Source organism: Streptacidiphilus albus JL83 (assembly GCF_000744705.1).
GTDB lineage: Bacteria > Actinomycetota > Actinomycetes > Streptomycetales > Streptomycetaceae > Streptacidiphilus > Streptacidiphilus albus.
The window spans coordinates 1332151-1355994 of sequence record NZ_JQML01000001.1 but is presented as its reverse complement, the minus strand read 5'-3'; the positions used below and the strand labels follow the sequence as shown (position 1 = coordinate 1355994).

At 73.9% G+C, this 23844-nt stretch carries 21 protein-coding genes; 15 read left to right on the top strand and 6 right to left on the bottom strand.

Annotation, left to right across the window (positions count from 1 at the left end; all coding sequences use genetic code 11):
* Positions 1-5 precede the first annotated feature (5 nt).
* From BS75_RS05920 to BS75_RS05880, 9 genes are all read left to right on the top strand, one after another.
* Positions 6-881, top strand: a complete 876-nt coding sequence (locus tag BS75_RS05920; protein WP_034087442.1) for a type II secretion system F family protein — start codon at positions 6-8, stop codon at positions 879-881.
* Positions 882-971: 90 nt separating this feature from the next.
* Positions 972-1265, top strand: coding sequence for a hypothetical protein (locus BS75_RS05915; RefSeq protein WP_152645775.1), 294 nt, complete (start codon positions 972-974; stop codon positions 1263-1265).
* Positions 1262-1744: a TadE/TadG family type IV pilus assembly protein gene (locus BS75_RS05910; protein ID WP_152645774.1), complete on the top strand. Its 483-nt coding sequence runs from the start codon at positions 1262-1264 to the stop codon at positions 1742-1744. The genes BS75_RS05915 and BS75_RS05910 overlap by 4 nt, the downstream gene beginning before the upstream one ends.
* Positions 1725-2159, top strand: a complete 435-nt coding sequence (locus BS75_RS05905; protein WP_052069221.1) for a TadE family protein — start codon at positions 1725-1727, stop codon at positions 2157-2159. Before BS75_RS05910 ends, BS75_RS05905 begins: the two co-directional genes overlap by 20 nt.
* Before the next feature lie 46 nt (positions 2160-2205).
* Positions 2206-2721: a TadE/TadG family type IV pilus assembly protein gene (locus tag BS75_RS05900; RefSeq protein ID WP_042437544.1), complete on the top strand. Its 516-nt coding sequence runs from the start codon at positions 2206-2208 to the stop codon at positions 2719-2721.
* Positions 2718-4445 (top strand): LysM peptidoglycan-binding domain-containing protein, encoded by a 1728-nt coding sequence (locus BS75_RS49955; protein WP_034087439.1) that lies wholly within the window; start codon positions 2718-2720, stop codon positions 4443-4445. Before BS75_RS05900 ends, BS75_RS49955 begins: the two co-directional genes overlap by 4 nt.
* A complete protein-coding gene (locus BS75_RS05890) occupies positions 4343-6724 on the top strand; it encodes an AfsR/SARP family transcriptional regulator (protein WP_156164211.1) in 2382 nt (793 codons plus the stop codon). The genes BS75_RS49955 and BS75_RS05890 overlap by 103 nt, the downstream gene beginning before the upstream one ends.
* 130 nt (positions 6725-6854) lie before the next feature.
* The gene (locus BS75_RS43945; RefSeq protein WP_052069220.1) at positions 6855-7970 is read left to right on the top strand and encodes a LysM peptidoglycan-binding domain-containing protein; all 1116 of its coding nucleotides are present in this window, start codon (positions 6855-6857) and stop codon (positions 7968-7970) included.
* 57 nt (positions 7971-8027) lie between these two features.
* Positions 8028-9113, top strand: a complete 1086-nt coding sequence (locus BS75_RS05880) for a hypothetical protein (RefSeq protein WP_034087437.1) — start codon at positions 8028-8030, stop codon at positions 9111-9113.
* Between the two features lie 18 nt (positions 9114-9131).
* Here the strand turns inward: BS75_RS05880 and BS75_RS05875 are convergent, their stop codons facing one another.
* Positions 9132-11012 carry a hypothetical protein gene (locus tag BS75_RS05875; protein WP_042437542.1) on the bottom strand — a complete coding sequence of 627 codons (1881 nt, stop codon included), beginning with the start codon at positions 11010-11012 and terminating at the stop codon, positions 9132-9134.
* A 208-nt stretch (positions 11013-11220) separates the two neighbouring features.
* Between BS75_RS05875 and BS75_RS05870 the strand changes: the two genes are divergently transcribed.
* Positions 11221-12354, top strand: a complete 1134-nt coding sequence (locus BS75_RS05870) for an LLM class flavin-dependent oxidoreductase (protein ID WP_034092481.1) — start codon at positions 11221-11223, stop codon at positions 12352-12354.
* 56 nt (positions 12355-12410) lie between these two features.
* On the top strand, positions 12411-13055 hold the full coding sequence (locus BS75_RS05865) for an FMN reductase (RefSeq protein ID WP_034087436.1): 645 nt from the start codon (positions 12411-12413) through the stop codon (positions 13053-13055).
* A 61-nt stretch (positions 13056-13116) separates the two neighbouring features.
* On the opposite strand, the gene BS75_RS05860 is transcribed toward BS75_RS05865, so the two are convergent.
* From BS75_RS05860 to BS75_RS05840, 5 genes are all read right to left on the bottom strand, one after another.
* Positions 13117-14409, bottom strand: a complete 1293-nt coding sequence (locus BS75_RS05860; RefSeq protein ID WP_034087435.1) for an SAM-dependent methyltransferase — start codon at positions 14407-14409, stop codon at positions 13117-13119.
* A gap of 252 nt (positions 14410-14661) precedes the next feature.
* Complete coding sequence (locus BS75_RS05855; protein ID WP_034087434.1) at positions 14662-16047, bottom strand: purine-cytosine permease family protein; 1386 nt, start codon at positions 16045-16047, stop codon at positions 14662-14664.
* A gap of 259 nt (positions 16048-16306) precedes the next feature.
* On the bottom strand, positions 16307-16987 hold the full coding sequence (locus tag BS75_RS05850) for an NADPH-dependent F420 reductase (protein ID WP_034087433.1): 681 nt from the start codon (positions 16985-16987) through the stop codon (positions 16307-16309).
* A gap of 643 nt (positions 16988-17630) precedes the next feature.
* Positions 17631-18179 carry a hypothetical protein gene (locus BS75_RS05845; RefSeq protein WP_034087432.1) on the bottom strand — a complete coding sequence of 183 codons (549 nt, stop codon included), beginning with the start codon at positions 18177-18179 and terminating at the stop codon, positions 17631-17633.
* Between the two features lie 177 nt (positions 18180-18356).
* Entirely contained in the window at positions 18357-19751 is a 1395-nt protein-coding gene (locus BS75_RS05840) for a serine hydrolase domain-containing protein (protein WP_034087431.1), read from the bottom strand.
* Positions 19752-19966: 215 nt separating this feature from the next.
* On the opposite strand from BS75_RS05840, the gene BS75_RS05835 reads away from it, so the two are divergent.
* The 4 genes from BS75_RS05835 to BS75_RS05820 all read left to right on the top strand — a co-directional run bounded on the left by BS75_RS05835 (position 19967) and on the right by BS75_RS05820 (position 23709).
* A complete protein-coding gene (locus tag BS75_RS05835) occupies positions 19967-20608 on the top strand; it encodes an HAD family hydrolase (protein ID WP_034092480.1) in 642 nt (213 codons plus the stop codon).
* A gap of 117 nt (positions 20609-20725) precedes the next feature.
* A complete protein-coding gene (locus BS75_RS05830; protein ID WP_034087430.1) occupies positions 20726-21910 on the top strand; it encodes a helix-turn-helix domain-containing protein in 1185 nt (394 codons plus the stop codon).
* Positions 21911-22121: 211 nt separating this feature from the next.
* Positions 22122-22331, top strand: coding sequence for a hypothetical protein (locus tag BS75_RS05825; protein WP_034087429.1), 210 nt, complete (start codon positions 22122-22124; stop codon positions 22329-22331).
* Between the two features lie 103 nt (positions 22332-22434).
* Positions 22435-23709: a helix-turn-helix domain-containing protein gene (locus tag BS75_RS05820; protein WP_034087428.1), complete on the top strand. Its 1275-nt coding sequence runs from the start codon at positions 22435-22437 to the stop codon at positions 23707-23709.
* The last annotated feature ends 135 nt before the right edge of the window (positions 23710-23844 follow it).

Here is a 23844-nt window from a genome sequence, read left to right as displayed (position 1 = left end):
CCGCGATGAGCTGGCTGATCCTGGCGGGGGGCGTGCTCGGCCTCGGCCTCGCCCTGCTCTTCTCGCAGCTCCGGGCCGCGCCCCCGGACCTGGGCAATGTGCTGGAGCGGATGCAGTCCAAGCCCGGTGTGGAGCAGCTCTCCGGGGCCGACCCGCTGCTCGACCGGCTGGGCGTGCCGCTGCTGACCCTGCCGGGGCTGCGGATCCCGCACCAGCAGCTGGCGCTGACGGGCCGTACGCCGAGCCGGTTCATGGCGACCAAGGCGCTCTGCGCGCTGATCGGCCTGGCCGTGCCGCCGTACCTGGAACTGCTCGCGGTCCTGTTCGGCGTCCACATCACGGTGCTGCTGTCGCTCGGCGCGGGGCTGGTGCTCGGCGCGGTGATGTGGTTCCTGCCGGACTGGTCGCTCAAGGGCCAGGCGGCGGAGGCGCGCACCGAGTACCTCCACGCCATCTCCGCCTATCTGGAGCTGGTGGCGATGGAGCGCGCCGCCGACCACGGACCGGCCGAGTCGCTGCGCCGTGCGGCCACGGTCGGCCGCTCGCCCGCGTTCCTGCAGTTCGCGGTGGCGATGGAGAGCGCGGCCCTGGACCGGCAGCCGCCCTGGGTCGGCCTGGCCCGGCTCGGCCAGCGGCTGGGGCTGACCGCGCTGACCGACCTCGCCGACATCATGCAGGTCTCCGGCGCCGACGGCGCCTCCATCTACACCGCACTCCGCGCCCGCGCCCACAACCTGCGGTCGGAGCTCCTGGCCGACGACCAGGCGAGGGCCGCCGTCGAGTCCGAGCGCATGGTCATCCCCGGCACCGTCCTGGTGACGCTGATGACCGTGCTCATCGCCTACCCCGCCGTCGCGCAGATGTTCAGCGGCGGGCTCTGACCGCACCACTGCACCACCACTGCACCGCCGCTTCACCGCACAACCGCTCGACCGCCTGATCGAATTCAACGAGAAGGAAGAAGTATCGCGATGAACGCAATGAAATCCAGGCTCGGCGCGATGGCAGACCTGCCGATGACCTACCTGCCCGTCGCCATGGCCGCCAATCTGTACTACTCCGTCACCGCGCGGGCGCGCGAGGCCCGGCGGGACGGCGAGAAGGGCGCCGTCTCGATCGAGCAGGCGCTGATCACCGTGGCCGTCATCGCCTTCGCCCTGGTGGTCCTCGCGGCCATCGCCGTGGTGGTCGGCAATGTGACCACCAAGGTCCAGCAGGCTCCGCTCTCCGTGCCTACGGCGGCCGGAGCCGGAGCCAAGGGGTGAGTTCTCGTCCTTCGTACCGTCGCCCTGCAGCCCTTACCAGGCTGCGGGGCGACGAGCGCGGGTCGCAGAGCATCACCTTCGCCATGGTCTTCCCGGTGATCCTGGTCCTGATCCTGCTGCTGGTGCAGTGCATGCTCTGGTGGTGGGCACGGGAGGTGGCCCAGACGGCCGCCCGGGAGGGCGTCAGCGTAGGGCGTTCCTATGACAACCGGAACAACGACAAGGCCGGTCCGGCCGAGGCACAGCTGCTGGTCGGCCAGTTGGACGGAGCCATCGTCTGCGCCACGCCGGCCTCCAAGTGCGTCAGTCAGACCAACGGTCCGGGGGCGAACGAGATCACCGTCACGGTGGTCGTGCTGGTGCAGAACGTGGTGCCGGGGCTGCCCCGGATGAAGCTCACGACCGAGGTCACTGCTCCGAGGGAGGCATGGTGCACCGGATATGACGCCCAGGGGATCTGTGAACCACTGGCTCCCTAGCCTGGGCATCGAGCGGGAACGGGGATCGGCGGCGATCGAGGCCGCCATGCTCGTCCCGCTCTTCCTGGTGCTGCTCAGCCTGGTCATCATGGCCGGCCGGATCAGGTCGGCGGACGGCACCGTGGTCGAGGCGGCGCGGGACGGCGCTCGGGCGGCCTCATTGGCGGACAGCACCGCCGGGGCCAGGGCCGCCGGGGTGGCGGCCGCCGACGACACCCTGCGGAGCCAGGGGATGAGCTGCACCGTGCCGCAGCCGGACACCAGCAAGATGTTCCCGGCACTCGGCGCGATCGGGACCGTCAGCGTCACGGTCACCTGCCACATCTCCATGGCCGGGCTGCTCGTCGCCGGGATCGGCGGGCCGTCCGTCACTGTCACCGAGAAGTTCGTCGCCGTCGTCGACAGCTATCGCTGAGGGATCGTCAATACCATTGCCGCACAGAGGAGGGGGGATCACCAGGATGAGCAGCCGGATCACGCGCGCCCGCAGCGCGCTCCGCCGCCGGATCGAGCGGGGCGGCAGCAGCGATCGAGGCACACTGTCGGTGTTCGTCGCACTCGCCATGGTCGGCATGATCGCCCTGATCGGGATCGTCATCGATGCCGGCGGCCTCCTCGATGCGACCGTCGCCGCCGACGAGTACGCCAACGAGGCTGCCCGCGCCGGAACCCAGGTCATCAATGTCGACGACGCCATGACCGGCAAGTCCATCACCGTCTACTGCCCGAGCACCCAGCCGCGCGGAACGCTGACCGCCCAGTCGGAGGCGGCGTCCTTCCTGAAGAGCGCCGGGGTGGCGGCCACCGCCCATGTCACCTGCCCCGCCGACCAGCCCAACACGGTCGACGTCAGCTTCAGCACCCAGTACCACACGATGCTGCTCTCCATCTTCGGCATCGACTCGTTCACCATCAACGGCAGTGGGACGGCCACTCTCGTCACCGGCCGACAGACTCCCAACGGGGGCCAGCAATGACCAAGTCCCGGGCCGCCACGCGCCCGAGCCCCAGCGGCAACGCGGGCCCGAGCCCACGTCCGCTTCCGCATCGCAGACGCGGCATCCTGCTGTCCCTGGTGCGCGCCACCACCAGCCTGGTCCTGCTGCTGGCCCTGCTGGTCGCGCTGCCCGCCGGGCTGCTCTACGGCACGCTGACCATGGCCGGCAGCAACCCGCTGCCGGTGCACGAGAGCATCCCGACCCTGCTCACCAGCCCCGACCAGGGGGGCCTGTTCGCCTGGGCGCTGGTGGCCGTCGGCTGGATCGCCTGGGGCTGCTTCGCCCTCAGCGTGCTGGTCGAGATCCCGGCCCAGCTGCGCGGACGGATGCCGCGCCGACTGCCGGCCATGGGCTGGTCGCAGCGGACCGCCGCCGGGCTGGTCGGCGCGATCTTCGCGCTGCTGCCCACCACCGGCGCCTTCGCCGCCACCCCGACCGTCGTGACCCACGCGCCGACGGTCGCCACCGCCGCGCCCCGGCCCGACGCCCGTCCCGCCCACGCGGCGGTCGACGGAGCCTCGCTCGGCAGCCGCGTCCAGAGCTCCGACCAGGTGCTCTACAAGGTGAAGGACAGTCGCCCGGCCGAGTCGCTCTGGTCGATCGCCGAGGCCCATCTCGGCAGCGGCACCCGCTGGAAGGAGATCGCCCGGCTCAACGAGGGCCGGACGATGGACGCCGAAGGGCGGGTCTTCCACGCGGAGGGGGTGATCCAGCCCGGTTGGAAGCTGCTGATGCCCGCCGACGCCAACGGGCTGACCGGACCCGTGCCGACGACCGGCGGGACCGATGCCGGGTCCGGCACCGGCACCGGCACCGGATCCGACTTCGGGACGGGTTCCGGCACCATGGTGCACCCCGCCATGGACCAGGCCTTCCGGGCCGCCGACAGCGTCGCGGCGCCGGCCTCGGTCGACGCCGTCACCGCCACCCCGACGGCTGCCCCGGCCACCACGGCCGTCGGCACCGGCACCGGCACCGGCGCCGGCACCGGCGACGAGGTCACCGTCCGCGCCGGGGACAGCCTCAGCGAGATCGCCACGGACCACCGGGTGCCGGGCGGCTGGCCCGCGCTCTACGAGGCCAACCGGGCCGAGATCGGCAGCAACCCCGACCTGATCCAACCCGGTGAGCAGCTCGCGCTGCCCGCCGGGTCGAGCAGCAGCCCCGGCGGATCGACCACCACGCCGCCGGTGACCACGCCGCCGGTGACCACGCCGCCGGTGACCACTCCGGTCACCCCGCCGGCCCACACCGCCCCGCCGGCCCACAGCACGCCCCCGCCTCCCCCCGGCCCAGCGCCGGCGGCTCGGTCGACCCCTTCAGCGGCGGCGCCTCCACCTCCACGTCCACGTCCACGTCCGCTTCCGCCAACGCCTCCGCGCCCGCCTCCGAGGCCGCCGGGGTCCCCACCTCGCACGGCAGCGGCGGCAGCGACGTCCACGCCACGGCCGGCGCCCACGACAGCGACGACGATGCGATCCTGCTGCCCGCGCTCGGCTTCGGCGGCCTGCTCGCCGCCGGACTGCTCGGCGTGCTGCGCCGCAACCGGATCCTCCAGCAGCGCCGCCGTCCCCCGCGCCGTCGGATCCCGATGCCGACCATGGAGGACCAGCAGTACGAGACCTACCTGCGCGCCATGGCCGACCCGAGCGGCCTGGACCTGCTCGACCGGGCGCTGCGCACCCTGGCCCAGACCTGCCTGACGCAGGGTCACGAGCTGCCCGCGCTGGCCGCCGTGGCGCTGCGCCCCGGCGGCACCATCGACCTCTACCTGATCGAGCCCGCCGAGGGACCCGCCCCCGCCCCGTTCCTGGCCTCGCCCAACGGGCGGATGTGGCGCTGCGTCACCGGCCAGGCCGAACTGCTCACCGCCGCCCAGGCCGCCGACGTACCCGCGCCCTACCCGGCGCTGGTCACCCTCGGCCGCACCCCGGACGACGTCCAGGTCCTCGCCGACCTGGAGACCGTCCGGCACCTGCACCTCGACGGCTCACCGGAGGAGATCGCCGCCGTCACCCGGGCCATGGTCGCCGAGCTCGCCGCCAGCACCCTCGCCGACCACCTCCGGCTGATCGTCCTCGGCAGCGCCGCCCCGCTGGTCGGCCACCTCGGCGTCGACCGGCTGCGCACCCGGGAGCAGCCCGAGGAGGCGCTCAACGACCTGGTGGCCCACCGGACGTCGATGGAACAGGCGCTCGGCGACTGCCACATCGCCCACCCCCGGATGGCCCGCGCCCAGGGCATCGCCACCGACACCTGGGTGTCGGTGCTGCTCTGCACCGACCAGGTGATGACCCAGGACCAGCTCGACGAGCTCGGCTGGGTCCTCGCCGGACGCGAGCACCGCTGCGTCGCGGCCGTCACCCCGGCCACCCAGGGGGCGGGTTGGCACCTCGACGCCCGCCCCGGCCACTACCGGATCGCCGGCAACCTGCCGTTCGCGGTGGAGCTGCAGCGGATGAGCGAGCAGGAGTTCGCCTCCGTGCTGAGCGTGCTGTCGATCAGTCAACTCCCACCCGGCGACGGCTCGCCGGACTGGACCAGTGACGTCGGCACCATCGGCGCCGCCCGCGCCGGGGCCGAGGCCGGGGGCGATGCCTACGCCGACTCCGCCTACGACGTCGAAGACCCGGACGGGCTGGCGGAGTTGGACGAGGAGACCGCCGTGCTGGCGATGCGTGCCGGAGCGGTCCAGGAGGAGGCCGACCCGTTCTACATCCCGGTCCTCGCCGCCCACGCCCAGGCGACGGCGGGTGCGAACCCGGCCTCGGCCACCGCTGTCCCGCTGCTCGGCGAGGACGCCCCGGGCGCGCCGGTCCCGCTCTACTCGCCCCCGCCGATGCCGACGCCCCCGCAGCCGGCCGCACCGCAGCCGTTCGCACCACCGCAGCACTCCGCACCGCAGCGCTCCGCACCGCAGCATGCCGGGCCACGGCACTCCGCGCCGCAGCCGGCCCAGCTCCAGCCCGCGCCGACCGAACCGGCTCGGCAGCAGCCGCAACTGCCCCCGATGCCGCAGGTGACGCCGCTGCCGATGGCTCCGCTGCCGTCCGCGCCGCAGCACGCCGCAGCCCAGTCGTCCGGGGGGTCGGACCCGCTGGGTCAGCAGTCCCCGCCGCCGCCGGTACGGCGCGTGGATCCGCGCGTCATGCCGCTGACCGCGCTGACCCAGGGCTACGACCTCACCGCTCCGCCGCCCTCGCCGACGAGCGGGCCGACCTCGGCCGGACCCCGCGTGCTGCTCCTCGGCCAGGTCCGGGTGATCGCCACCAACGGCACGGCCGACCCCTCCAGGATCAGCCAACTCACGGCACTCGCCGCCCTGCTGACGCTCCGTCCGGATCCCGACCCGCGCGACGTGGACGCGGTGCTGGCGCCGAGCCCGTTCTACGTCCCGGCCCCCGGCCACGCCAGCGCCCAGGGCTCGTTGCGCGGCCGGGCCTCGGCCCTGAGCAAGCTCCGCGACTGGCTCGGGCAGGCGCCCGACGGCAGCCTCTGCCTGCCCCCGGCCGGCTGGCGACTGCACCCCGCCGTCACCAGTGACTGGGCGGACTTCCAGGAGCTCTACCGGCAGGGCATGAACCACCGCACCCCGGCGGCCGATGCCGCGCTGCGCCGGGCGCTCGACCTGGTCCGGGGAAGGCCGTTCGACTCCGCCTACGGTCTCTACCCCTGGGCCGAGCCCTACCGCCAGGACATGATCTCGGCGATCATCGACGCCTCGCACGAGCTGGCCAAGCGCCGACTGGCCGGTGGCGACTACTCCGGCTGCGAGGCCGCACTGCACAGCGGGCTCGCCGCCGTCCCGGAGGCCGAGATCCTGCACCGGGGGCTGATGGTGCTCTACGCCACCACCGGTCAGCGCGACCACCTGGCCGCGACCATCAACCTGCTCGCGCAGGTCAACGCCTCGCTGGGCTGCGACTTCTCACCCGAGACGGTGGCCCTGATCGGCGACCTGACGTCCCATCCGACCCGGTGACCGGCGAACCGCGTCAACGGTGCGCCGACCTGCACCGTTGACGCGGACCTCGGCCGACCCCAACCTTGGAACCGACCACCGTCGTGACCGGCCCGCGCAAGCCGGTTTCGCGCCCGCAGAGGAGCATCTGATGTCCAGTGCCCGACACCGACGTCCCCCGGCGCCTCTGCTCGGCCCGCAGCGGGCCGCGCTGGGGGCACTGGCCGCCACCGGCGCGACCGCCGCGCTGCCGCTGACCGCTGCGGTCGCCGCCCCGGCGGCGGCGCCCGCTGCCGCACCGGCCTCCGCGTCCAGCGGCCGGGCGGTCGCCGCGACCACCGGCAGCACCGCCGACCGGTCCGGGGACGGGGAGGGGACGGCGACCGTCCACATCGTCCGCTCGGGCGAGTACCTGACCGAGATCGCCAGGGCCTTCTGTGTGCCCGGGAGTTGGCAGACGGTCTATGCCGAGAACCGGGCCGTGGTCGGTCCCGACCCGAACCTGATCCTGCCCGGCCAGCGGCTGCGGATCAGCATGGCCCGCTGCGCTCCGTCGGCCGGAACGGGAGGGGGTTCGGGGACGTCGGGCTCGGGCACGACGACCACCGCGCCGCCGACCGCGCCGGTCTCCGCCAACCCCGCCCCGAGCGCGCCCTCGCAGCCGGCGCCCTCGCAGCCCACGACGGCGCCCGCACCGCCGGTGTCCCAACAGCCCACGGCGCCCCCGGCCCAGACCCCGACCCCGACTCAGACCCCGGCCCCGGTGCAGAGCCGGCCCCAGGCCGCGCCCAGCCAGACCCCGTCCGCGCCGCCGGCCGCGTCGCCCTCCGCCCCGACGACCGCCCCCGCTGCGCCGTCGAGCCCGGCCGCCCCCACGCCCGCTCCCACGGCGTCCGCGCCCACCACGCCCGCGCCCACCGGGTCGCCGACCACCACCGTCTGGTACACCTCGGCCGACGGCAGCCGGCAGTCCACCACGGTGCTGCCCTCGGCCTCCGACCCGCAGCGGGTCTTCTACTACGTGTTCACCCCGCCCGCCACGACCGGGCCGCTGCGCGTGGCCGACATCCCGACCGGAGGCGGCACCGACCAGTACGGGGTGAGCTGGCAGCTCTCCGCCTCCGGGAGCGGGTACCAGCCGGTGGTCGGCAGCTACGAACGGGGCCCGTTCGGGCTGTTCGGGAGTTCCTCCTACATCCTCGGCCTGGCCCACAACCAGCAGCTCTCCCTCGACTGGACGGCGGCCACCGACCTCGACGGGCCCTGAGGGCCGACCAGGCACCAGGCACCAGGCACCACTGCACGGCTCGGAGGGAACGGACCGATGATCACCCGGCGGGCCCGCAGCACCCGGCGCGCGGGCGTGGCCGACCGCTCCGACTCCGTACGCGAGGGGCCGCCGCCCGGAGTGGGTCGGCTGCGGTGGCTGCGGACCGAGGTGCTGGGACAGCCGCTCGCGGTCCTGGCCCACCCCGAGCGCGGGATCCTCACCACGGCGCTGGAACTGGACACCGGCGAGGACGGCCCCCCGGCCGATGCCCGAGCGGCCGATACCCGGGCAGGGGATGTCCGCCCCGTGGACGACGCCCGGCTGCGCGACCTGCTGGCCCGGGTCGGTGGGGCGGCCACGCCCTTCGTCCGGCTCCAACTCCTGGTCACCGACCGGCCACCGGGCCGGGTCCGGCGGCTACGGCTGGTGGCGGCCATGCCGCTGGACCGGCGGATCCGGGCGGAGGCGCTGACCGTCGGCGTGGGCTCCGAGGGACCGCCGGGCGAGCGGACCGGCCATGGGCTCGCGCTGCTGGCCGGCCGGGCGACGCTGGATCTGGCCCGGCACCTCGCCGAGGCCGGGATCCCGATCCGGGCCTTCCTGGACGCCGAGGCGTTGGCGGCCGTCATCCGCTCCCGCTACGACCCCGGTCCAGGACCGGCCGCAGGCGGGGTCGGAGGGCCGGTCGGCGGCCCCTGGCCCACCGACATCGACGCCACCGACCACCGCCATCTGCGCACCGTCACCCCGGCGGCCAGCGGGGCCGCCCGCTCCGTCGGCTGGTACCACGCCACGGCCTGGCTCAAGGCGTGGCCGAGGGTGGGCGCGGGCGCCATCGACCTGGCCGCCCCGCTGGGACCGCTGCCCGGCCTGCTGCTGCCCCGCACCGCTGCGCTGGTCCTGGCCGTCGGCCCCGGCGAGGAGCCGGCCGCTGCCGCCTACCTGACCGTCAGCGCCCGTACTCCGGCGGAGCTGCAGCTCGCCCGGGTGCAGCTGCGCCGTCCGCGCGACGCCGAACCCGGGCTCCACCTGGAGTGGACCGACCGCGAGCACCACCTCGCCTTCGTCCACACCCTTCCGCTGGCCACCGGCCTGGCCCCGGTCCACCCGGCGGAACCCGCCGCGGCCGGCATGAGCTGAGCGGCACCGCCGACCGCGTCAGGGCAACGGTGTCGTCGTCTGGCCGGTGCTGAGCGCCGCGCTCAGGCTGGGCAGCGGGCCGCTGCCGGGGCCCGGGACGGCGAGGGTCTGCGTCGGCACGGCGGTGTTCCGGAAGGCGACCGATCCTTCGGCGGACATCCGCACCACGGTGCGGCTGCCGGCCGCGAGCAGGTAGCCGTGGCCGCTCTGCGGGGACCGCCACCAGGCGTCGGCGACCACGTACTGCTGGAAGCGACCGCAGGCGCGTCCGGAGGGCTGGGCGCCGGTGGGCAGGGCGCCGGTCCCGGCCGGGTCGAGGAAGTAGGTCGCGGCCGAGCCGGTGCCGTCCCAGAGGTCGGCGCGGGTGCACACCCAGGCGGCGCCGGCGCCGGTCTCGGGCAGGGCCTGGATCGCGAACTTCCAGGCGTTGACCGCCTTCACGTCCCGGCCGCGCAGCGGCGGGAGCGAGCAGACCAGCCGGGACCAGGTGACCAGGGCCTCGCTGCCGGTGGCCTCGCGCGGATAGTTGGCCGGTCCGCGCTGCGGCGGGGGAGTGAAGGTGAGATGGACCGGGGTGACGTCGCCGAGGTCGGTCAGCAGGAAGGCGTGGTGCTCGGCGATCACGCTGGAGGAGCGCAGTTGCAGCACCGGCCAGTGGGCGCAGCCCTGCGCGGGCGGGGCGGCGACGTCGGGGGTGAGGCCGTCGGCGGTGGTCAGCGACTGGGCCGGGGTGTTCGGCTCGCTGAGGTCGCGCAGTTGGACGCTGTCGACCCAGGGGGCGATCAGGAACCGGTCGCCCGCCGCGCTGTGGCGCAGCAGCACCGCTCCGGCGGTGGTCACGTCGGAGTCGTCGTCGCGGACCAGTTCCAGCCGCACCGGGTCGGCGGCGTCCGGGTGGTCGGGGCGGGTGTAGCGGGCGAGGTGCGCGCCGTCGTCGAGGAGGACGACCAGGGCGTCGTCGACCCGTCCGGCCCACAGCAGCCGGGGCTCGGCGGCGGGCGCGCGCCAGGCCGACAGGGCGGCTCCGAGCAGCGCGTCGTCGTGGGTGAGTCCGCCGCGTGCGGGCCAGGCGGAGAAGTCGATCCGTTCGGTGTCCTGCCAGGCGTCGGCCGAGGTCCGGCCGAGGTCCGCGACGGCGGCGGAGGGCGCCGACACGGATCCGGTGACCACGGTGTCGTCGGAGGGGGTCGACCCGCCCGGCCCGGAGCCGGAGGCGTTGAGCAGGAGGGCGAGGGCGACGACGGCCGCCGTCACGGCGGCACCGGCGGCGGACCGCAGTCGTAACCGGCGGCGCAGCAGGTCGGTCGGGCCGGCCTGGAGCGCGCAGGGGTCGAAGTCGGCGCCGAGCGGCGCGGTGGCGGGGTGCAGCGCGCGGAGCTCCTGCGCGCGCTGCAGCGCGGCGGCGGGATCGGCGGCGCCGGCCTCCCGCAGCAGGTCCTCGGCCTCGTCCGGCGGCAGCTGCTCCAGGGCCAGCAGGGCGTATCCGGCCCGCTCGGCCGGGGCCGCCTCGGCCAGGTCACGGGCCAGTGCGATGGCGGCCTGGCCCTCGGCGGAGGGGCGCAGCCGCAGCCCCCAGACCTGCGGCAGCAGCGGCCGGGGTCGGTGGCCCGGGGCGCGCAGCGCGGCGCCGAGCACCGTGAGCCGGAGATGGGCGTAGGCGCTGCCGTCCGCCTGGCCCGGGGGCGTGCGGGAAGGGAGCGGCGGAGCGGTGCGCGGCATCGAGCGCTGGACCAGGGCGTGGGCGGCGAGCACCCGCCGGTGCCGGTCCCGGTCGGCGGGCAGCACGGTGTAGGCGAGGCGGGTGAGCCGGGAGTAGTGCCGGACGAGTGCGGCCTCGGCCTCCACCGCGCCGGGGACGGGCGCGCGCCGGTGCCCGGCGGCGGGGTTCTCGCGTCCCATGCGGCTTCTCCTCGTCGGTGCGGTGCGGTGCGGTGCCGTGGCTGGGGGCGGCAGGACGGGCGGTCCGTTGGGCTCAACGAGTGGTAGGTGGGATGGTCACCCTGTCCGTTGGGATGATCGGCGACGCGGTGCGCCGGGGGAATGTTCCGGGGGGTTCTCCCGTTCGGTATAGTTGAAACGTCAACAAATATTGAGGACGGTGGACACCATGCAGTTCGGGATCTTCACGGTCGGCGACGTCACGACGGACCCGACCACCGGCCGGACGCCCAGCGAGCACGAGCGGATCAAGGCAATGACCGCCATCGCGGTCAAGGCCGAGGAGGTGGGCCTGGACGTCTTCGCGACCGGTGAGCACCACAACCCGCCCTTCGTGCCCTCCTCGCCGACCACCATGCTCGGCTGGATCGCGGCCCGGACCGAGCGGATCATCCTGTCCACCTCCACCACGCTGATCACCACCAACGACCCGGTGAAGATCGCCGAAGACTTCGCGATGCTGCAGCACCTCGCCGACGGCCGGGTGGACCTGATGCTCGGACGCGGCAACACCGGCCCGGTGTACCCCTGGTTCGGCAAGGACATCCGCCAGGGCATCCCGCTCGCCGTGGAGAACTACGCGCTGCTGCACGAGCTCTGGCGCAACGACGTGGTCGACTGGCAGGGCCGGTTCCGCACCCCGCTGCAGTCCTTCACCTCCACGCCCCGCCCGCTCGACGGCGTCCCGCCGTTCGTCTGGCACGGTTCCATCCGCAGCCCGGAAATCGCCGAGCAGGCCGCCTACTACGGCGACGGCTTCTTCGCCAACAACATCTTCTGGCCCAAGGACCACTTCCAGCGGCTGATCTCGCTCTACCGCGAGCGCTTCGCCCACTACGGCCACGGCACCCCCGAGCAGGCCGTGGTCGGGCTCGGCGGCCAGGCGTTCATGCGGAAGAACTCCCAGGACGCGGTGCGCGAGTTCCGCCCCTACTTCGACAACGCCCCGGTCTACGGCCACGGCCCCTCGCTGGAGGACTTCACCGAGCAGACCCCGCTCACCGTCGGCAGCCCGCAGCAGGTCATCGAGAAGACGCTGGCCTTCCGCGACTCCTTCGGCGACTACCAGCGCCAGCTGTTCCTGATGGACCACGCGGGCCTGCCGCTGAAGACGGTCCTGGAGCAGCTGGACCTGCTCGGCGAGGAGGTCGTGCCGGTGCTGCGCAAGGAGTTCGCGTCCGGCCGCCCCGCCGAGGTCCCGGCCGGACCCACCCACGCCGCGCTGGTCGCCCGCCGGGACGCCGAGAACGCCGAGAACGCCGGGACCGCCGGGGCCGTCGCGGACGGCGTCCTGGCCGGCTGACCGGCCCGCCACCACGCCCACTGACCCCCACTGACCCGAGCCGAGGAGCAGAACCGATGGAACCCTTCACCCTCGCCGTCGTCGCGGCCGGCCTCGGTCGGCCCTCGTCCACCCGGCTGCTGGCCGACCGGCTGGCCGAGGCCGTCCAGCGGCAGCTGGCGGAGTCCGGCCGGACCGTCCTGGTCGAGGTCGTCGAGCTGCGCGAGCTCGCCGTCGACATCGCCAACGCGATGGTGGCCGGGTTCCCCGGCCCGGCGCTGCGCACCGCCATCGCCACGGTGACCGGCGCGGACGCGGTCATCGCCGTCTCGCCGGTGTTCACCGCCTCCTACAGCGGCCTGTTCAAGTCCTTCTTCGACGTGGTCGAGGACGACTCGCTCATCGGCAGGCCGCTGCTGGTCGCCGCCACCGGCGGCACGGCGCGGCACTCGCTGGCGCTGGAGTTCGCGCTGCGCCCGCTGTTCGCCTACCTCCGGGCACAGGTCGCGCCGACGGCGGTGTTCGCCGCCACCGAGGACTGGGGCCGCAGCGACGAGGACGGGACCGCGCGGGGCGGCAGCCCGCTCGCGGACCGGATCGAGCGCGCGGCCGGGGAGCTGGCCGGAATGCTGCTGCGGCAGGCCCCGGCCGGCGTCGGGCCGACGCAGCCGGACGATGCCGTCGTCCCCTTCGCGCAGCAGCTGGCGGCGCTGGGGCACTGACGCGACGGCAGGTGCGGGGCGGTACGGGCGCGGACGCGCTCCGTGCCGCCCCGCACCGCTGTCAGCCGGACCAGGTGCCCCGCACCGGGGGCATCCCGGACGCACCGGTCGGGCCGGAGCGCACCGCGAGCACCTGGTTCACCCCGATCTTGTTCTGTTCGAAGGCCAGCGCCGACGCCGCCATGTAGAGCCGCCACACCCGGGCCCGGCCCGGCGAGACCAGCCGCACCGCCTCGCTCCAGTTCCGCTCCAGGTTGGCCACCCAGGCCCGCAGGGTCAGCGCGTAGTGCTCGCGGATCGACTCCAGATCGCGGACCTCGAAGCCGGCCTCCTCCAGCAGCGAGACCGTGTTGCCGACCGGCGACAGCTCTCCGTCCGGGAAGACGTAGCGGTCGATGAAGGCGTCCAGCTCGTAGCTGTCCTCGTCGGCCATCGGGCGCCGGGCGATCTGGTGGTTGAGCAGCCGTCCGCCCGGGCGCAGCAGCTCGAACAGCTGCTTGGCGTAGGTGAGGTAGGCGCTGCTGCCGACGTGCTCGGCCATGCCGATGGACGAGATCGCGTCGAAGGGGCCGTCGTCGACCAGCCGGTAGTCCTGCACCCGGATCTCGACCCGGTCGGCGAGCCCGGCCTCCACCACCCGCTTGCGGGCCAGGTCGGCCTGCTCGGCCGAGATGGTCACGCCCACGGCGTGCACGCCGTAGTGCTCGGCGGCGTGCAGCACCATCGAGCCCCAGCCGCAGCCGACGTCCAGCAGCCGCATGCCGGGCTTGAGCGCGAGCTTGCGGCAGATCAGGTCGAGCTTGGCGAACTGGGCCTCCTCCAGCGTGCCGCCGGCGCCCTCCCAGTAGGCGCAGGAGTAGACGAAGGAGGGGCCGAGGACCAGCGAGTAGAAGTCGTTGCCCACGTCGTAGTGGTGGCTGATGGCGTCCCGGTCGCGCCGGAGCGAGTGCCGCACCCCCCGGCGCGCGGGGGCCTCCTCGCGCGGGGGAGCGGGCGGGAGCGAGGGGCCGGCCAGCGCCAGCACCTCGCCCGCCATCCGCAGGGCGTTGCGGTCGGGCAGCAGCCGGCGCTCGGTCGGGGCCTCGCCGCGCTGCCAGACCACCGGCGCCAGCCGGTTCAGTGCGTCGTAGAGGTCGCCCTCCACCGTTATCTCGCCGGCCACCCAGGCCCGGGCGAGGCCCAACTCGCCCGGCTTCCACAGGATCCGGTGCAGCGCCCGGCGGCTGCGGATGACCAGGGTGGGAGCATCGGTCGGACCGGCTTCGCTGCCGTCCCACGCGCGAAGGCGCAGCGGCGGCGGTGTTCCGAGCATCTCGCTTGCGAGGGCGACAAGCCGTCCAGCGGCATGAGCCATGAAAACCAGCCTCCGAATCTACAAACGTCTCAGAGCGGCAGCGGCCCAGCCGATCCGGGAGGGCTGCTCCCGGATCAAGGGTTCGGCCTCCCTGGCGACACGGTCAAGCGACTACCGGAGCCAGGTAAGACCATACATAGAAGTTGCCATATACATCTAGTTTGCCGAGCGCCTTCTCTCCTCAGTTGTACCCGCCGGAACGCGGGATGATCGCCTTCTTTGCGCCGATCGGTGTGGCCGGCCTGCCGCCGACTACCCCAGGGCCGCAGCAGCCTCGCGGCGCACCACCGGTCGCATCGCGAGGGTGTAGAGGGCGGCGGCCAGGACCAGTCCGATCAGCCAGGAGACGTCCGCGCCGCCCAGGTCCTTGACGAACACGCCGGTGTAGAACGTGGTGTTCATGAACGGGATCTCCGCCAGCACGGCCACCAGGTAGGCCCCGGCGGTACGCCAGTTGATGCCGCCGTAGATGCCCTTCGGGTCGAAGATCGCCTCGATGTCGTACTGCTCCTTGCGGACCAGGTAGAAATCGGCCAGGTTGATCGCGGTCCACGGGATCAGGAAGTACGCCAGGAAGAGGATGAAGTTCTCGAAGTTGTTGAGGAAGTTCGCGCTGCCGGCCAGGGCGATCACCGTGCCGACGACGGCGGAGCCGACGATGAAGCCGATCCGGGTCCAGCCGTGCACCTTGACGGGCAGCAGCGCGGTCAGCGTGGTGGTCACGCACATGAACATGCCGTAGAGGTTCAGCACGTTCACCGCGATGATGCCCAGCACGATGACCAGCGAGAACAGCCAGTGGGTGCCGGAGGGGCCGAGGCCGACGACGAAGGAGACCGAGCCGCCGTCGAAGGACTGCTCGGCGATGGCCACCGCGACGCAGCCGAAGGCCATCATCCAGATACTGGAGAGCGCGGAACCGGCGTAGGTCCACCAGAAGGCCGAGCGGATGCTGGTGTCCTTCGGCAGGTAGCGCGAGTAGTCGGCGACATAGGGCGCGTAGGTGATCTGCCAGGTCGCGCCGATGGCCGCGACCAGCAGGAAGGTTCCGCCGCTGACATGGCCGGCGTGCCAGACCGAGCCGACGCTGTGCTGGGTGAAGAGCCGGACCGTGAGGAAGAGGAAGCCGATGCCGCTCAGCCAGCTGATCGCCCGCTCGACCTGGTGGATCAGCTGGTAGCCGAAGATCGCCAGCACCGCGCAGACCGCCGAGACCAGTGCGGTGGCCACCGGGGTGCTGATGCCCCACCAGGCCGCCAGTGCGGAGCCGCCGAGCACGGCGCTGGTCGCGAAGAAGCCCACATACATGATCACGATCAGGATCAGCGGGATGATCGCACCGTAGAAGCCGAACTGCGCCCGGCTCTGGATCATCTGCGGGATGCCCAGCTTCGGCCCCTGGGCCGAGTGCAGCGCCATGAACACCGCGCCGACCAGGTTGCCGAGCGCGATGGCCGCGATCGCCCAGGGCAGCGGCAGGCCCAGGATCACCCCGAGCGCGCCGGTTACCACCGTGGTGACCTGCATGTTCGCCGCGAACCAGACCGAGAACAGACTCGACGGACGGCCGTGGCGCTCGTCCTCGGGTATCTGGTCGATCGATCGCTGCTCCACGGACAGGGATGCCGGGTTCTGCATGGGCCACCTCGTTCGGACCGAAGATCGGGACCGGCGGCCGGGGCGCGGGGGCGGCCCCGGGGGCTGGTCGGGCGGGGGTACGAGCCACCGATGGAGGGAATCTCGCATACGCATAGTCGTTGCGCAAGGGGTTGCATGGCTTCATTCAGGTATGGGCGGGGCAGCCGGGGCACGGGTGAGGTGCGGAAATGCGGCTGCCGCCGGCCCCGAGCGGTGTCGGGGAGGGCGGCAGCGGAGCCGTGCCGGGGTGTGCGCCCGGTCAGCGGACGACCTTGATGTTGAAGTCGGCGGTGCCCAGCGTGGTGAGGAGGTTGAGCCAGTTCCGCATCAGCATCTCCTGCCCCCGGGCGGTCCTGATGCCGCCGAGATCGATGATGTCGTTCCAGCCCATGGCTGCCAGCAGCGCGCCGACCAGTGCCTTCGCCGGGGCGTCGTCCCCGCTGAGGAAGATCGTGTGATCCCCGCCGCCGACCCGGCCCGGGTCCACCATCACCTTGGTGTTCACCGTGCACAGCGTCTTGACCACCCGGGTCTCCGGGAAGGCCCGCTGGATCCGCTCACCCAGGCTGTCGCTGTCGACGGGGTCCAGTCCCGGCGGGAAGCCCTGCGAGTAGTCGAGCGGGTTGGCCACGTCCACCAGCACCTGGCCGGCCAGGTTGGCCGCGCCCGCTGCGGACAGGGCCTCCAGCGAGGCGAGCCCCGAGGTGGCGTTGACGACCAGTTCGCTGGCGGCGGCGGCGTCGGCGAAGGTCGCCAGTCCGATCTCGGGCCGGTCCGCGTGCCAGCCGGCGAACGGCGGAGTGCCCAACTGGTCCGGAGTGTCCCTGGCCAGGGTGGCGGCGATGTCACGGGTGCCGATGGTGACCTTGTGCCCGAGCGCTTCGAGTTTCCCGGCCAGCGTCCGCCCCACGCCGCCGGTGCCGATAACTGCGATCTTCATACGACCCACACCGTCCATGTCCGGACCCCGGCGTACGGTCGCGGGCTCCGGGCGCGGCGACCGACGCGCGAGGAACCGGCTTGCTGCAGAGAAGAGTTGATGGAGTGTGCGGCCCGGAGCCGCCGTCGCTCACTGTAGTGGATCGGCCACGATCGGTGTGGATGCCGTAGTCGTGTGGCGCGAGTGGTGATGGGCCATTGGTGGTAACCGACGGTGATACTCTGATTACGGACGTGCCCCACGGGGTGCGCCCCCTTCTCCAGGAGGACCGACCACGGTCGGGCTCAGGGGGAGCCCGAATATGGGCCTCCTCCGGAGCGCCCAGCGGCTACTGGGCGCGGCAGAGAGAGAAAGGGGGCGTGCCCATGGCACCTCACCTGAAGCCCCGCCCATCCCTGCTCCAGCGCCTTGAGCGGCTGGTTCTGAGGATGCGGAGGTGGATTTTCCGGGGCCTGTGACCGGCGGCTCCTAACCCGTTTAGGAGCCCCCGTGAGGCCACTGGCCCCTGTCGCGGATAGCCCGTCCGCGGCGGGGGCCGCTCTGTTGCTGCCGTCCCCGCGAGCGGGGGCGGTTCCTGCGTATTCGACGTTACCGCACCCGGGGCGGGGTGGTGCGGGTTGACCGGGAACGGCGTGGGGGCGCGTCAGCCGAGCAGGCGCCGTGCCGCGCGGCGCTGCAGGGAGGTGAGGCCGAGCGCGAGCGCGCAGGTCGCCAGGGCCAGCGGGACGCCGCCGACCAGTGCGTGGAAGGCCCAGACGCCGGCGTAGCTGGGCCCGCCCCAGGAGTTGGCGGTGTAGCCCGGAATGCCCAGCAGGGGGCGGATCGGATAGGCCAGGTTGACCACCGCGAACCACCAGCTGTAGCCGGTCAGCACGGCGGAGGCGAGGTTCAGCGGGGTGCTGAGCAGCGCGTGCAGCAGCACTCGGGGGCGCGACACCGGCACCGACGGGAGGCCCAGCATCCGCTGCACCAACCGCCGTTGGCGGTCGGCCGAGCCGCGTCCGACCGCCGCGGGCAGTCCGGCCAGGCCGATCGGCAGGGCCAGCAGCGCATAGCCGACACGGCGCAGCGAAGCGCGCGAGAACGTGCGGCGCAGCCTGCCGGGCGCGGCGTCGGCAGTGATGGCAGCGGCGGTGACGGCTCCGGTACCAGCGGAAGCGGTGCTGACGGCGGCGGTGGTGGTGACGGTCATGGAATCCCCCGGCGGTGTGTCGCCGGGGCGGTCCCGGCGGATCAATCCTCGCCGTCCGCCGACGCTCCGTCAGTCGTGCCGGTACGAGCGCACCAGGTGCGGTCTGCACCACCCCCGTGCCTCCCGCGCCCGGCGGGCGGGGGAGGCACGCACGCCCCCGAGGCGGGCGTTAGGCCCTCAGCCCGCGTGCCAGCCGCGCGGGTCGAGGGCGCCGGGGACCGGTGCGGCCGGGGCGTAGGGCACGCGGGTGAGGACGAAGCTGCCGATGTCGAGATGGCTCACCCCGCCGTCCGGGTCGCGGAGCACGCGCAGCGTCTCGCCCGCGTAGTAGCCGTTCAGCCCGGTCCAGGTGCCGTCCGACTCGGGGTGGAAGCGCATGCCGCCGTCGGTCGCGCCCACTGCCTCCAGGGCCAGTTCGCGGCCCGGCAGGATCCGCAGCACCATCGCCGAGGGCCCCCAGTACCAGGGGCCGGTCAGTGCCAGCAGCTCCGGGTCGGCCTCGGTCTCCGGCAGCGGGCGCCAGGGCTGCGGGAAGCCGGGCTCGCGCTCCGCGACGATCCGGATCAGGTCGGCCGCGACCGAGGCGGGCGCCGCGCCGGAGGTGGTGTTGGTCAGGACCACGGCGGCGAGGCCGTCCGCCGCACTGATCCACAGGCCGGCCAGGAAGCCCGGCATCGAGCCGCCGTGCCCGAACAGCAACCGCCCGTCCTGGCTCCGCAGTTGCAGCCCCAGGCCGTAGCCCTCGGTGGAGTCGCCGTGCTCCGGCGGAGCCAGTGGTCGGCGCATCTCGGCCACCGTCGCCGGACGGAGCACCTTCTCGTCGCCGGCCGTCAGGAACGCGGCCCAGCGGGCCAGGTCGGCGGCGGTGGACCAGAGCTGCCCGGCCGGGGCCATCAGCCCGGTCTCCTCCAGCGGCTCGGCGGTCATGACGTCCGCCCAGGGGTGCACCGCGAAGCCGCCCGCGTGCGGAGCCTCGGGCGCGGTGGTGGTCCGGGTCAGGCCCAGCGGCGCCAGTACCTCGCGCTTCAGCACCGTGCTCCAGGGCTCGCCGCGCACCTGCTCGACCAGCGCGCCGAGCAGGGCGAAGCCCGAGTTGGAGTAGTGGAACCTGGTGCCCGCCGGATGCCGGACCGGCGGCTCGCCGAGGATGTCCGCCAGCCCCGGGCGCAGCGAGCCGGGGGTGCGCTCCCACCAGGGCGGCGGCGTCTCGGCCGCCAGGCCCGAGGTGTGCGAGAGCAGCTGGCCGACCGTCAGCCGGCCGACGGTCTTCCCGGTGCCGGGCAGATGGCGCTCCAGCGGGTCGGTCAGCTCCAGCGCGCCCTCGTCGCGCAGCCGCAGCACCAGCACCGCGACGAAGGTCTTGGTGATCGACCCGATCCGGTACTGGACGTCCTCGTCCGGCGCATGACCGTCGATCATGCTGCGGGCCCCGGTCCAGACCGTCCGTCCGTCCCGGACCACGGCGCCGACCATCGACGGGGTGCGGCCCTCCGCCTGGCCGACGGCCAGCCGGTGCAGCAGGGCCCGGCTGGTGGAGGGGAACAGGTCCTCGGCTGCGGAGGGGGGTGCCATCGGCGGTCCTCGGGGTGTCAGCGCGGCTTCTTCGTGGACGAGCCGGATCGGCCCCGACCCTATCCCGGAGCCACCGGGCCGGGCCGGGATTTTCCGGCGCGTCGGGCCGCCCTCGCGGAGATGCCCCGGACGGCCGTCGGCACCGCCCTGACCTGGGCGCGGACACCTGGTACGGCCGGGGCGTGGCCCGGCGCGAGCTGGGTAGGCTGCGGGACATGATCTCCGCTGTGGTGTTCGATGTGGGGGAGACCCTCACCTACGACCGGCGTTTCTGGGGCGGTTGGGCCGACTGGCTCGACGTCCCGCACCACACCCTGTCCGCGCTGGTCGGGGCGGTCGTCGCGCAGGGCCGCGACAATGCGGAGGCGCTGCGGCTGATCCGCCCCGGCATCGACGTCCGGGCCGAGTACGAGGCCCGGGAGCGGGCCGGGCGCGGGGAGCAGATCGCCGACGAGGACCTCTACCCGGACGTCCGGCGCGCCCTGGCCGGCCTGCGCGAGCTGGGCCTGTGGGTCGGGGTGGCCGGCAACCAGACCGTCCGGGTCGCCGAACTGCTGCGGAAGCTGGAGCTCCCGGCGGACGCCGTGGCCACCTCGGGCGAGTGGGGCGTGGCCAAGCCGCAGCGGGAGTTCTACGAGCAGGTCGCGGCCTGGGCGGGCCGGCCGCCGTCCGAGATCCTCTACGTGGGCGACCATCCGCAGAACGACATCATCCCCGCCCGCGCCGCCGGGCTGCGGACGGCCCATCTGCGGCGCGGCCCCTGGGGCTACCTCTACGCCGACACCGGGCAGGCCGCCCAGGCCGACTGGCGGATCGACTCGCTCGACGAACTGCCCATCCTCCTCGCCCCGGCCTGACCCGGGGGTCGCTCAGGTCCGCTCCGGGCGCACAGCACCGAGGGAGTCGATTCCGCGCGCCCCCGCCCCGCGCAGCGGCTACGGTTTCCGATGGACAGTCAGGAACGGAGCCCGGTCATGGCATTACCGCCCGCCGAGGGCGTAGGGGCGCGCATCGCCGCCGCGCGCCGCAGCCGTCGGCTCACCCAGCAGGAGCTCTCGGCGCACGCCGCCGTCTCGGTCAGCATGCTGAAGAAGGTCGAGAGCGGGCAGCGGACCCCAAGCGACGACGTCCTGGACGCCATCTCCCGGGCGCTGGACGTCGATTCCGCCCGGCTGCTGGGCACGGTCGTCCACACCGGCAGCCGGATCCACGCGGCCATCCCGGCGATCCGGCTCGCCATCGACGCCTACGACGTGCCCAGCGACGGCCCGGTCCGGAGCCTGCGGTCGCAGCGCCGGGCGGTCGCCGAGCTGGAGGGCTGGCGGCTCGGCTCGCAGTACACCAGCATCACCGAGAAGGCCCCCGAACTGCTGGCGGAGCTGGCGCGGGCGCTGCACGCGCGCAGCGGCCCGGAGCGGCTGGAGACGGCGGCGCTGCTCGCGGCGGCCTACCGGTCCGCCGACGCGGTGGCGTACAAGTCCGGCTACACCGACCTGTCCGCCCGGCTGGTGGACCTGGTCCGCAGCACGGCGCGGCTGGCGGAGGACCCGCTGCTGGACGCCATGGCCGCCTACGTCCGGACCGAGGTCTTCTTCCTGCACCGCAGCGAGGCCGGACTGCAGGTCGGGCTGCGGGCGCTGGAGCAGGCCGTGGACGCGGCCCCGGCCCCGGTCGACCCGGTCTCCCGGGCGGCCCTCGGGGCGCTGCACATGCGGGCGGCGGTGGTGGCCGGCCGGCTGGCCGACTCCGACGGCGCCCGGCAGCACATGACCGAGGCCCGGCGAATGGCCGAGGCCGTGCGCGAGGGCGTGTACCTGGGCACCGCCTTCGGCCCGGACTCGTACCGGGTGCACGAGATCGCGGTCGCGGTCGAACTGCGGGAGGGCGCCCGGGCGGTGCGGACGGCGGGGGAGTGGCGCCCGCCGGCCGACCTGCCGGCCGAACGCCGGTCGCACTTCCACATCGACCTGGCGCGGGCCCAGTTGTGGCAGGGGATGACCGGCGAGGCCTTCGACTCGCTGCAGACGGCCCGGCGGATCGCCCCGCAGCACGTCCGCGAGCACCCGCAGGTCCGGGAGACGCTGCGGTCGCTGGTCAGGGCGGACCGGCGCGGCCGACAGGAGCTGCTCAGCTACGCCGAGTGGGCGAAAGCGATCTGACGGAGGGACACAACGAGTGTCCCTCGCGACCCTCCCCGCCCGGCAGCATGGGTGCAGCAGCGACAGGCCCTTCAGGGACGAGGTGATGCGACGTGCGCGGCAGGCCCGTGATCCACTGCGGAACTCCCGGGTTCCGACGGCGACTTCGCCGCCACCGGCCCTGCGGTTGCCGACGGCCCGGCGGCTGCCGCCGGTCCTGGGGGGTGCTCCGGTGTCCGAGCTGACCTGGTCCGTCCCCACCCGGCTGACCCCCAGCCAGGAGTTCCGCATCCGGGTCGCCCGCAACGACCTCAAGCGGGCGCGGGAGCTGGGCGAGTCCGGCGCCGCCCCGGCCGAACTCGAACTGATGATGGGTGCGTTGGTGAGCAGTCTCTACAACGCCCTGCAGATCGTCGAGGACCTGGCGGAGAGCGGCTGGTGAGCCGGGCCCGCCCGCGGTTCGCCGCGACCGAGGGCGTGTCGCGCATTGCGCCCGCTCCGGGGCGGCGACAGTATCGAACCACCGGAACCGATGGTGGGAGCGGATGGGCAACGGCTGGCTGGCGGAGGTCGGCGCGGACCCGCGGCAGCGGGCGCGCGAGATCGCCCACGCCCACGCGGCCTTCGTGGCCACCCGGGAACTGCCCGCCGCGGAAGCGGGCCTGCGCGAGGTGGTGGCCAGGTCCTGGCAGCGCTCCTCGGACGCCCGGGTGGACGTGGACCGTCATCCGCCGGTCACCCTCAGCGGGGTGGAGCTCGGCGCCTACCGGGCCGGCCACCCGCTGACCAGGGTCATCGACGTGCTGCGGCAGTTGGTGGGGTCGGCGGCCGAGGACGGCGAGCACCTGATGGCGGTGGCCGACGCCGACGGCCGGCTGCTGTGGGTGGAGGGCAACCGGGAGGCCCGCTCCCGGGCGGCGCGGATCAACTTCGTCGAGGGGGCGCTCTGGGACGAGGCCCACGCCGGGACCAACGCCCCCGGCACGGCCCTGGCGCTCGACCACGAGGTGCAGATCTTCGCGTCCGAGCACTTCCGGCACCCGGTGCAGGCGTGGACCTGTGCCGCCGCGCCGATCCACGACCCGGTCAGCGGGCGGATCCTCGGCGTCATCGACGTCACCGGCGGGAACATCGTCGCCAATCCGCACAGCCTGGCACTGGTCAGGGCGGCGGCCAGGGCCGCCGAGGCGGAGCTGTGGCTGCCCCGGCCGCGCACCCCCGGCGACAGTGCGGTGCGGGTCCAGGCACTCGGCCGGAGCGAGGGACTGCTGCGGCTGGACGGGCAGCGGATCCAGCTGAGCCGACGCCACACCGAGCTGCTGGTGATGCTGATGGTCCATCAGCAGGGGCTGGCCGGCGAGGAGCTGGCGGAGCTGCTGTATGCGGACGGGACCTGTCCGACCACGCTGCGGGCCGAACTCACCCGGCTCCGGCGGATCGTGGGCGACCTGCTGGCCTCCCGCCCCTACCGGCTGACCGCCCCGGTCGGCGGCGACTTCCTGGAGGTCGCGGCGGCGCTGCGCGGCGGCGGGCTGGCCGCCGCCGTCTCCGGTTATCGGGGGCCGCTGCTGCCCGGCTCGGAGGCGCCGGGGGTGTGCGTCCAGCGGGAGTGGCTGGACACCCAGTTGCGCGCGGCCGTGCTCAGCTGCCCCGACCCGGCCCCGGTGCGGGCCTGGGCGGAGCACGGCGGCTTCCACGACCTCCAGGTGTGGGAGTGGCTGGCCGGCATCGCGCCCCGGCACTCGCCGGACCGGGCGGTCGCCTCGGCCCGCGCCCGCCAGCTCCGCGAGGACTACGGCCTGCCGGACCCCGGCCGGTAGCGGGCAACTGCTCGGGCCGCGCGGTCGCACGGCTACAACGTCGCTACAACGTGGCTGCAACGTCGCTGCAACGTCGGCGGAACTAGCGTGCCGGGCATCTCCCGACCGTCCGACGGAGGACGGCGGCGGAGTCCC

What these genes read in the sequence shown, in the direction of transcription:
- BS75_RS05880 (WP_034087437.1), top strand. Translation starts at nt 8,028, where the DNA reads ATGATCACCCGGCGGGCCCGCAGCACCCGGCGCGCGGGCGTGGCCGAC.
- BS75_RS05830 (WP_034087430.1), top strand. Translation starts at nt 20,726, where the DNA reads ATGGCATTACCGCCCGCCGAGGGCGTAGGGGCGCGCATCGCCGCCGCG.
- BS75_RS05915 (WP_152645775.1), top strand. Translation starts at nt 972, where the DNA reads ATGAACGCAATGAAATCCAGGCTCGGCGCGATGGCAGACCTGCCGATG.
- BS75_RS49955 (WP_034087439.1), top strand. Translation starts at nt 2,718, where the DNA reads ATGACCAAGTCCCGGGCCGCCACGCGCCCGAGCCCCAGCGGCAACGCG.
- BS75_RS05820 (WP_034087428.1), top strand. Translation starts at nt 22,435, where the DNA reads ATGGGCAACGGCTGGCTGGCGGAGGTCGGCGCGGACCCGCGGCAGCGG.
- BS75_RS05870 (WP_034092481.1), top strand. Translation starts at nt 11,221, where the DNA reads ATGCAGTTCGGGATCTTCACGGTCGGCGACGTCACGACGGACCCGACC.
- BS75_RS05920 (WP_034087442.1), top strand. Translation starts at nt 6, where the DNA reads ATGAGCTGGCTGATCCTGGCGGGGGGCGTGCTCGGCCTCGGCCTCGCC.
- BS75_RS05845 (WP_034087432.1), bottom strand. Translation starts at nt 18,179, where the DNA reads ATGACCGTCACCACCACCGCCGCCGTCAGCACCGCTTCCGCTGGTACC.
- BS75_RS05860 (WP_034087435.1), bottom strand. Translation starts at nt 14,409, where the DNA reads ATGGCTCATGCCGCTGGACGGCTTGTCGCCCTCGCAAGCGAGATGCTC.
- BS75_RS05855 (WP_034087434.1), bottom strand. Translation starts at nt 16,047, where the DNA reads ATGCAGAACCCGGCATCCCTGTCCGTGGAGCAGCGATCGATCGACCAG.
- BS75_RS05840 (WP_034087431.1), bottom strand. Translation starts at nt 19,751, where the DNA reads ATGGCACCCCCCTCCGCAGCCGAGGACCTGTTCCCCTCCACCAGCCGG.
- BS75_RS43945 (WP_052069220.1), top strand. Translation starts at nt 6,855, where the DNA reads ATGTCCAGTGCCCGACACCGACGTCCCCCGGCGCCTCTGCTCGGCCCG.
- BS75_RS05850 (WP_034087433.1), bottom strand. Translation starts at nt 16,987, where the DNA reads ATGAAGATCGCAGTTATCGGCACCGGCGGCGTGGGGCGGACGCTGGCC.
- BS75_RS05835 (WP_034092480.1), top strand. Translation starts at nt 19,967, where the DNA reads ATGATCTCCGCTGTGGTGTTCGATGTGGGGGAGACCCTCACCTACGAC.
- BS75_RS05865 (WP_034087436.1), top strand. Translation starts at nt 12,411, where the DNA reads ATGGAACCCTTCACCCTCGCCGTCGTCGCGGCCGGCCTCGGTCGGCCC.
- BS75_RS05875 (WP_042437542.1), bottom strand. Translation starts at nt 11,012, where the DNA reads ATGGGACGCGAGAACCCCGCCGCCGGGCACCGGCGCGCGCCCGTCCCC.
- BS75_RS05890 (WP_156164211.1), top strand. Translation starts at nt 4,343, where the DNA reads ATGGAGGACCAGCAGTACGAGACCTACCTGCGCGCCATGGCCGACCCG.
- BS75_RS05900 (WP_042437544.1), top strand. Translation starts at nt 2,206, where the DNA reads ATGAGCAGCCGGATCACGCGCGCCCGCAGCGCGCTCCGCCGCCGGATC.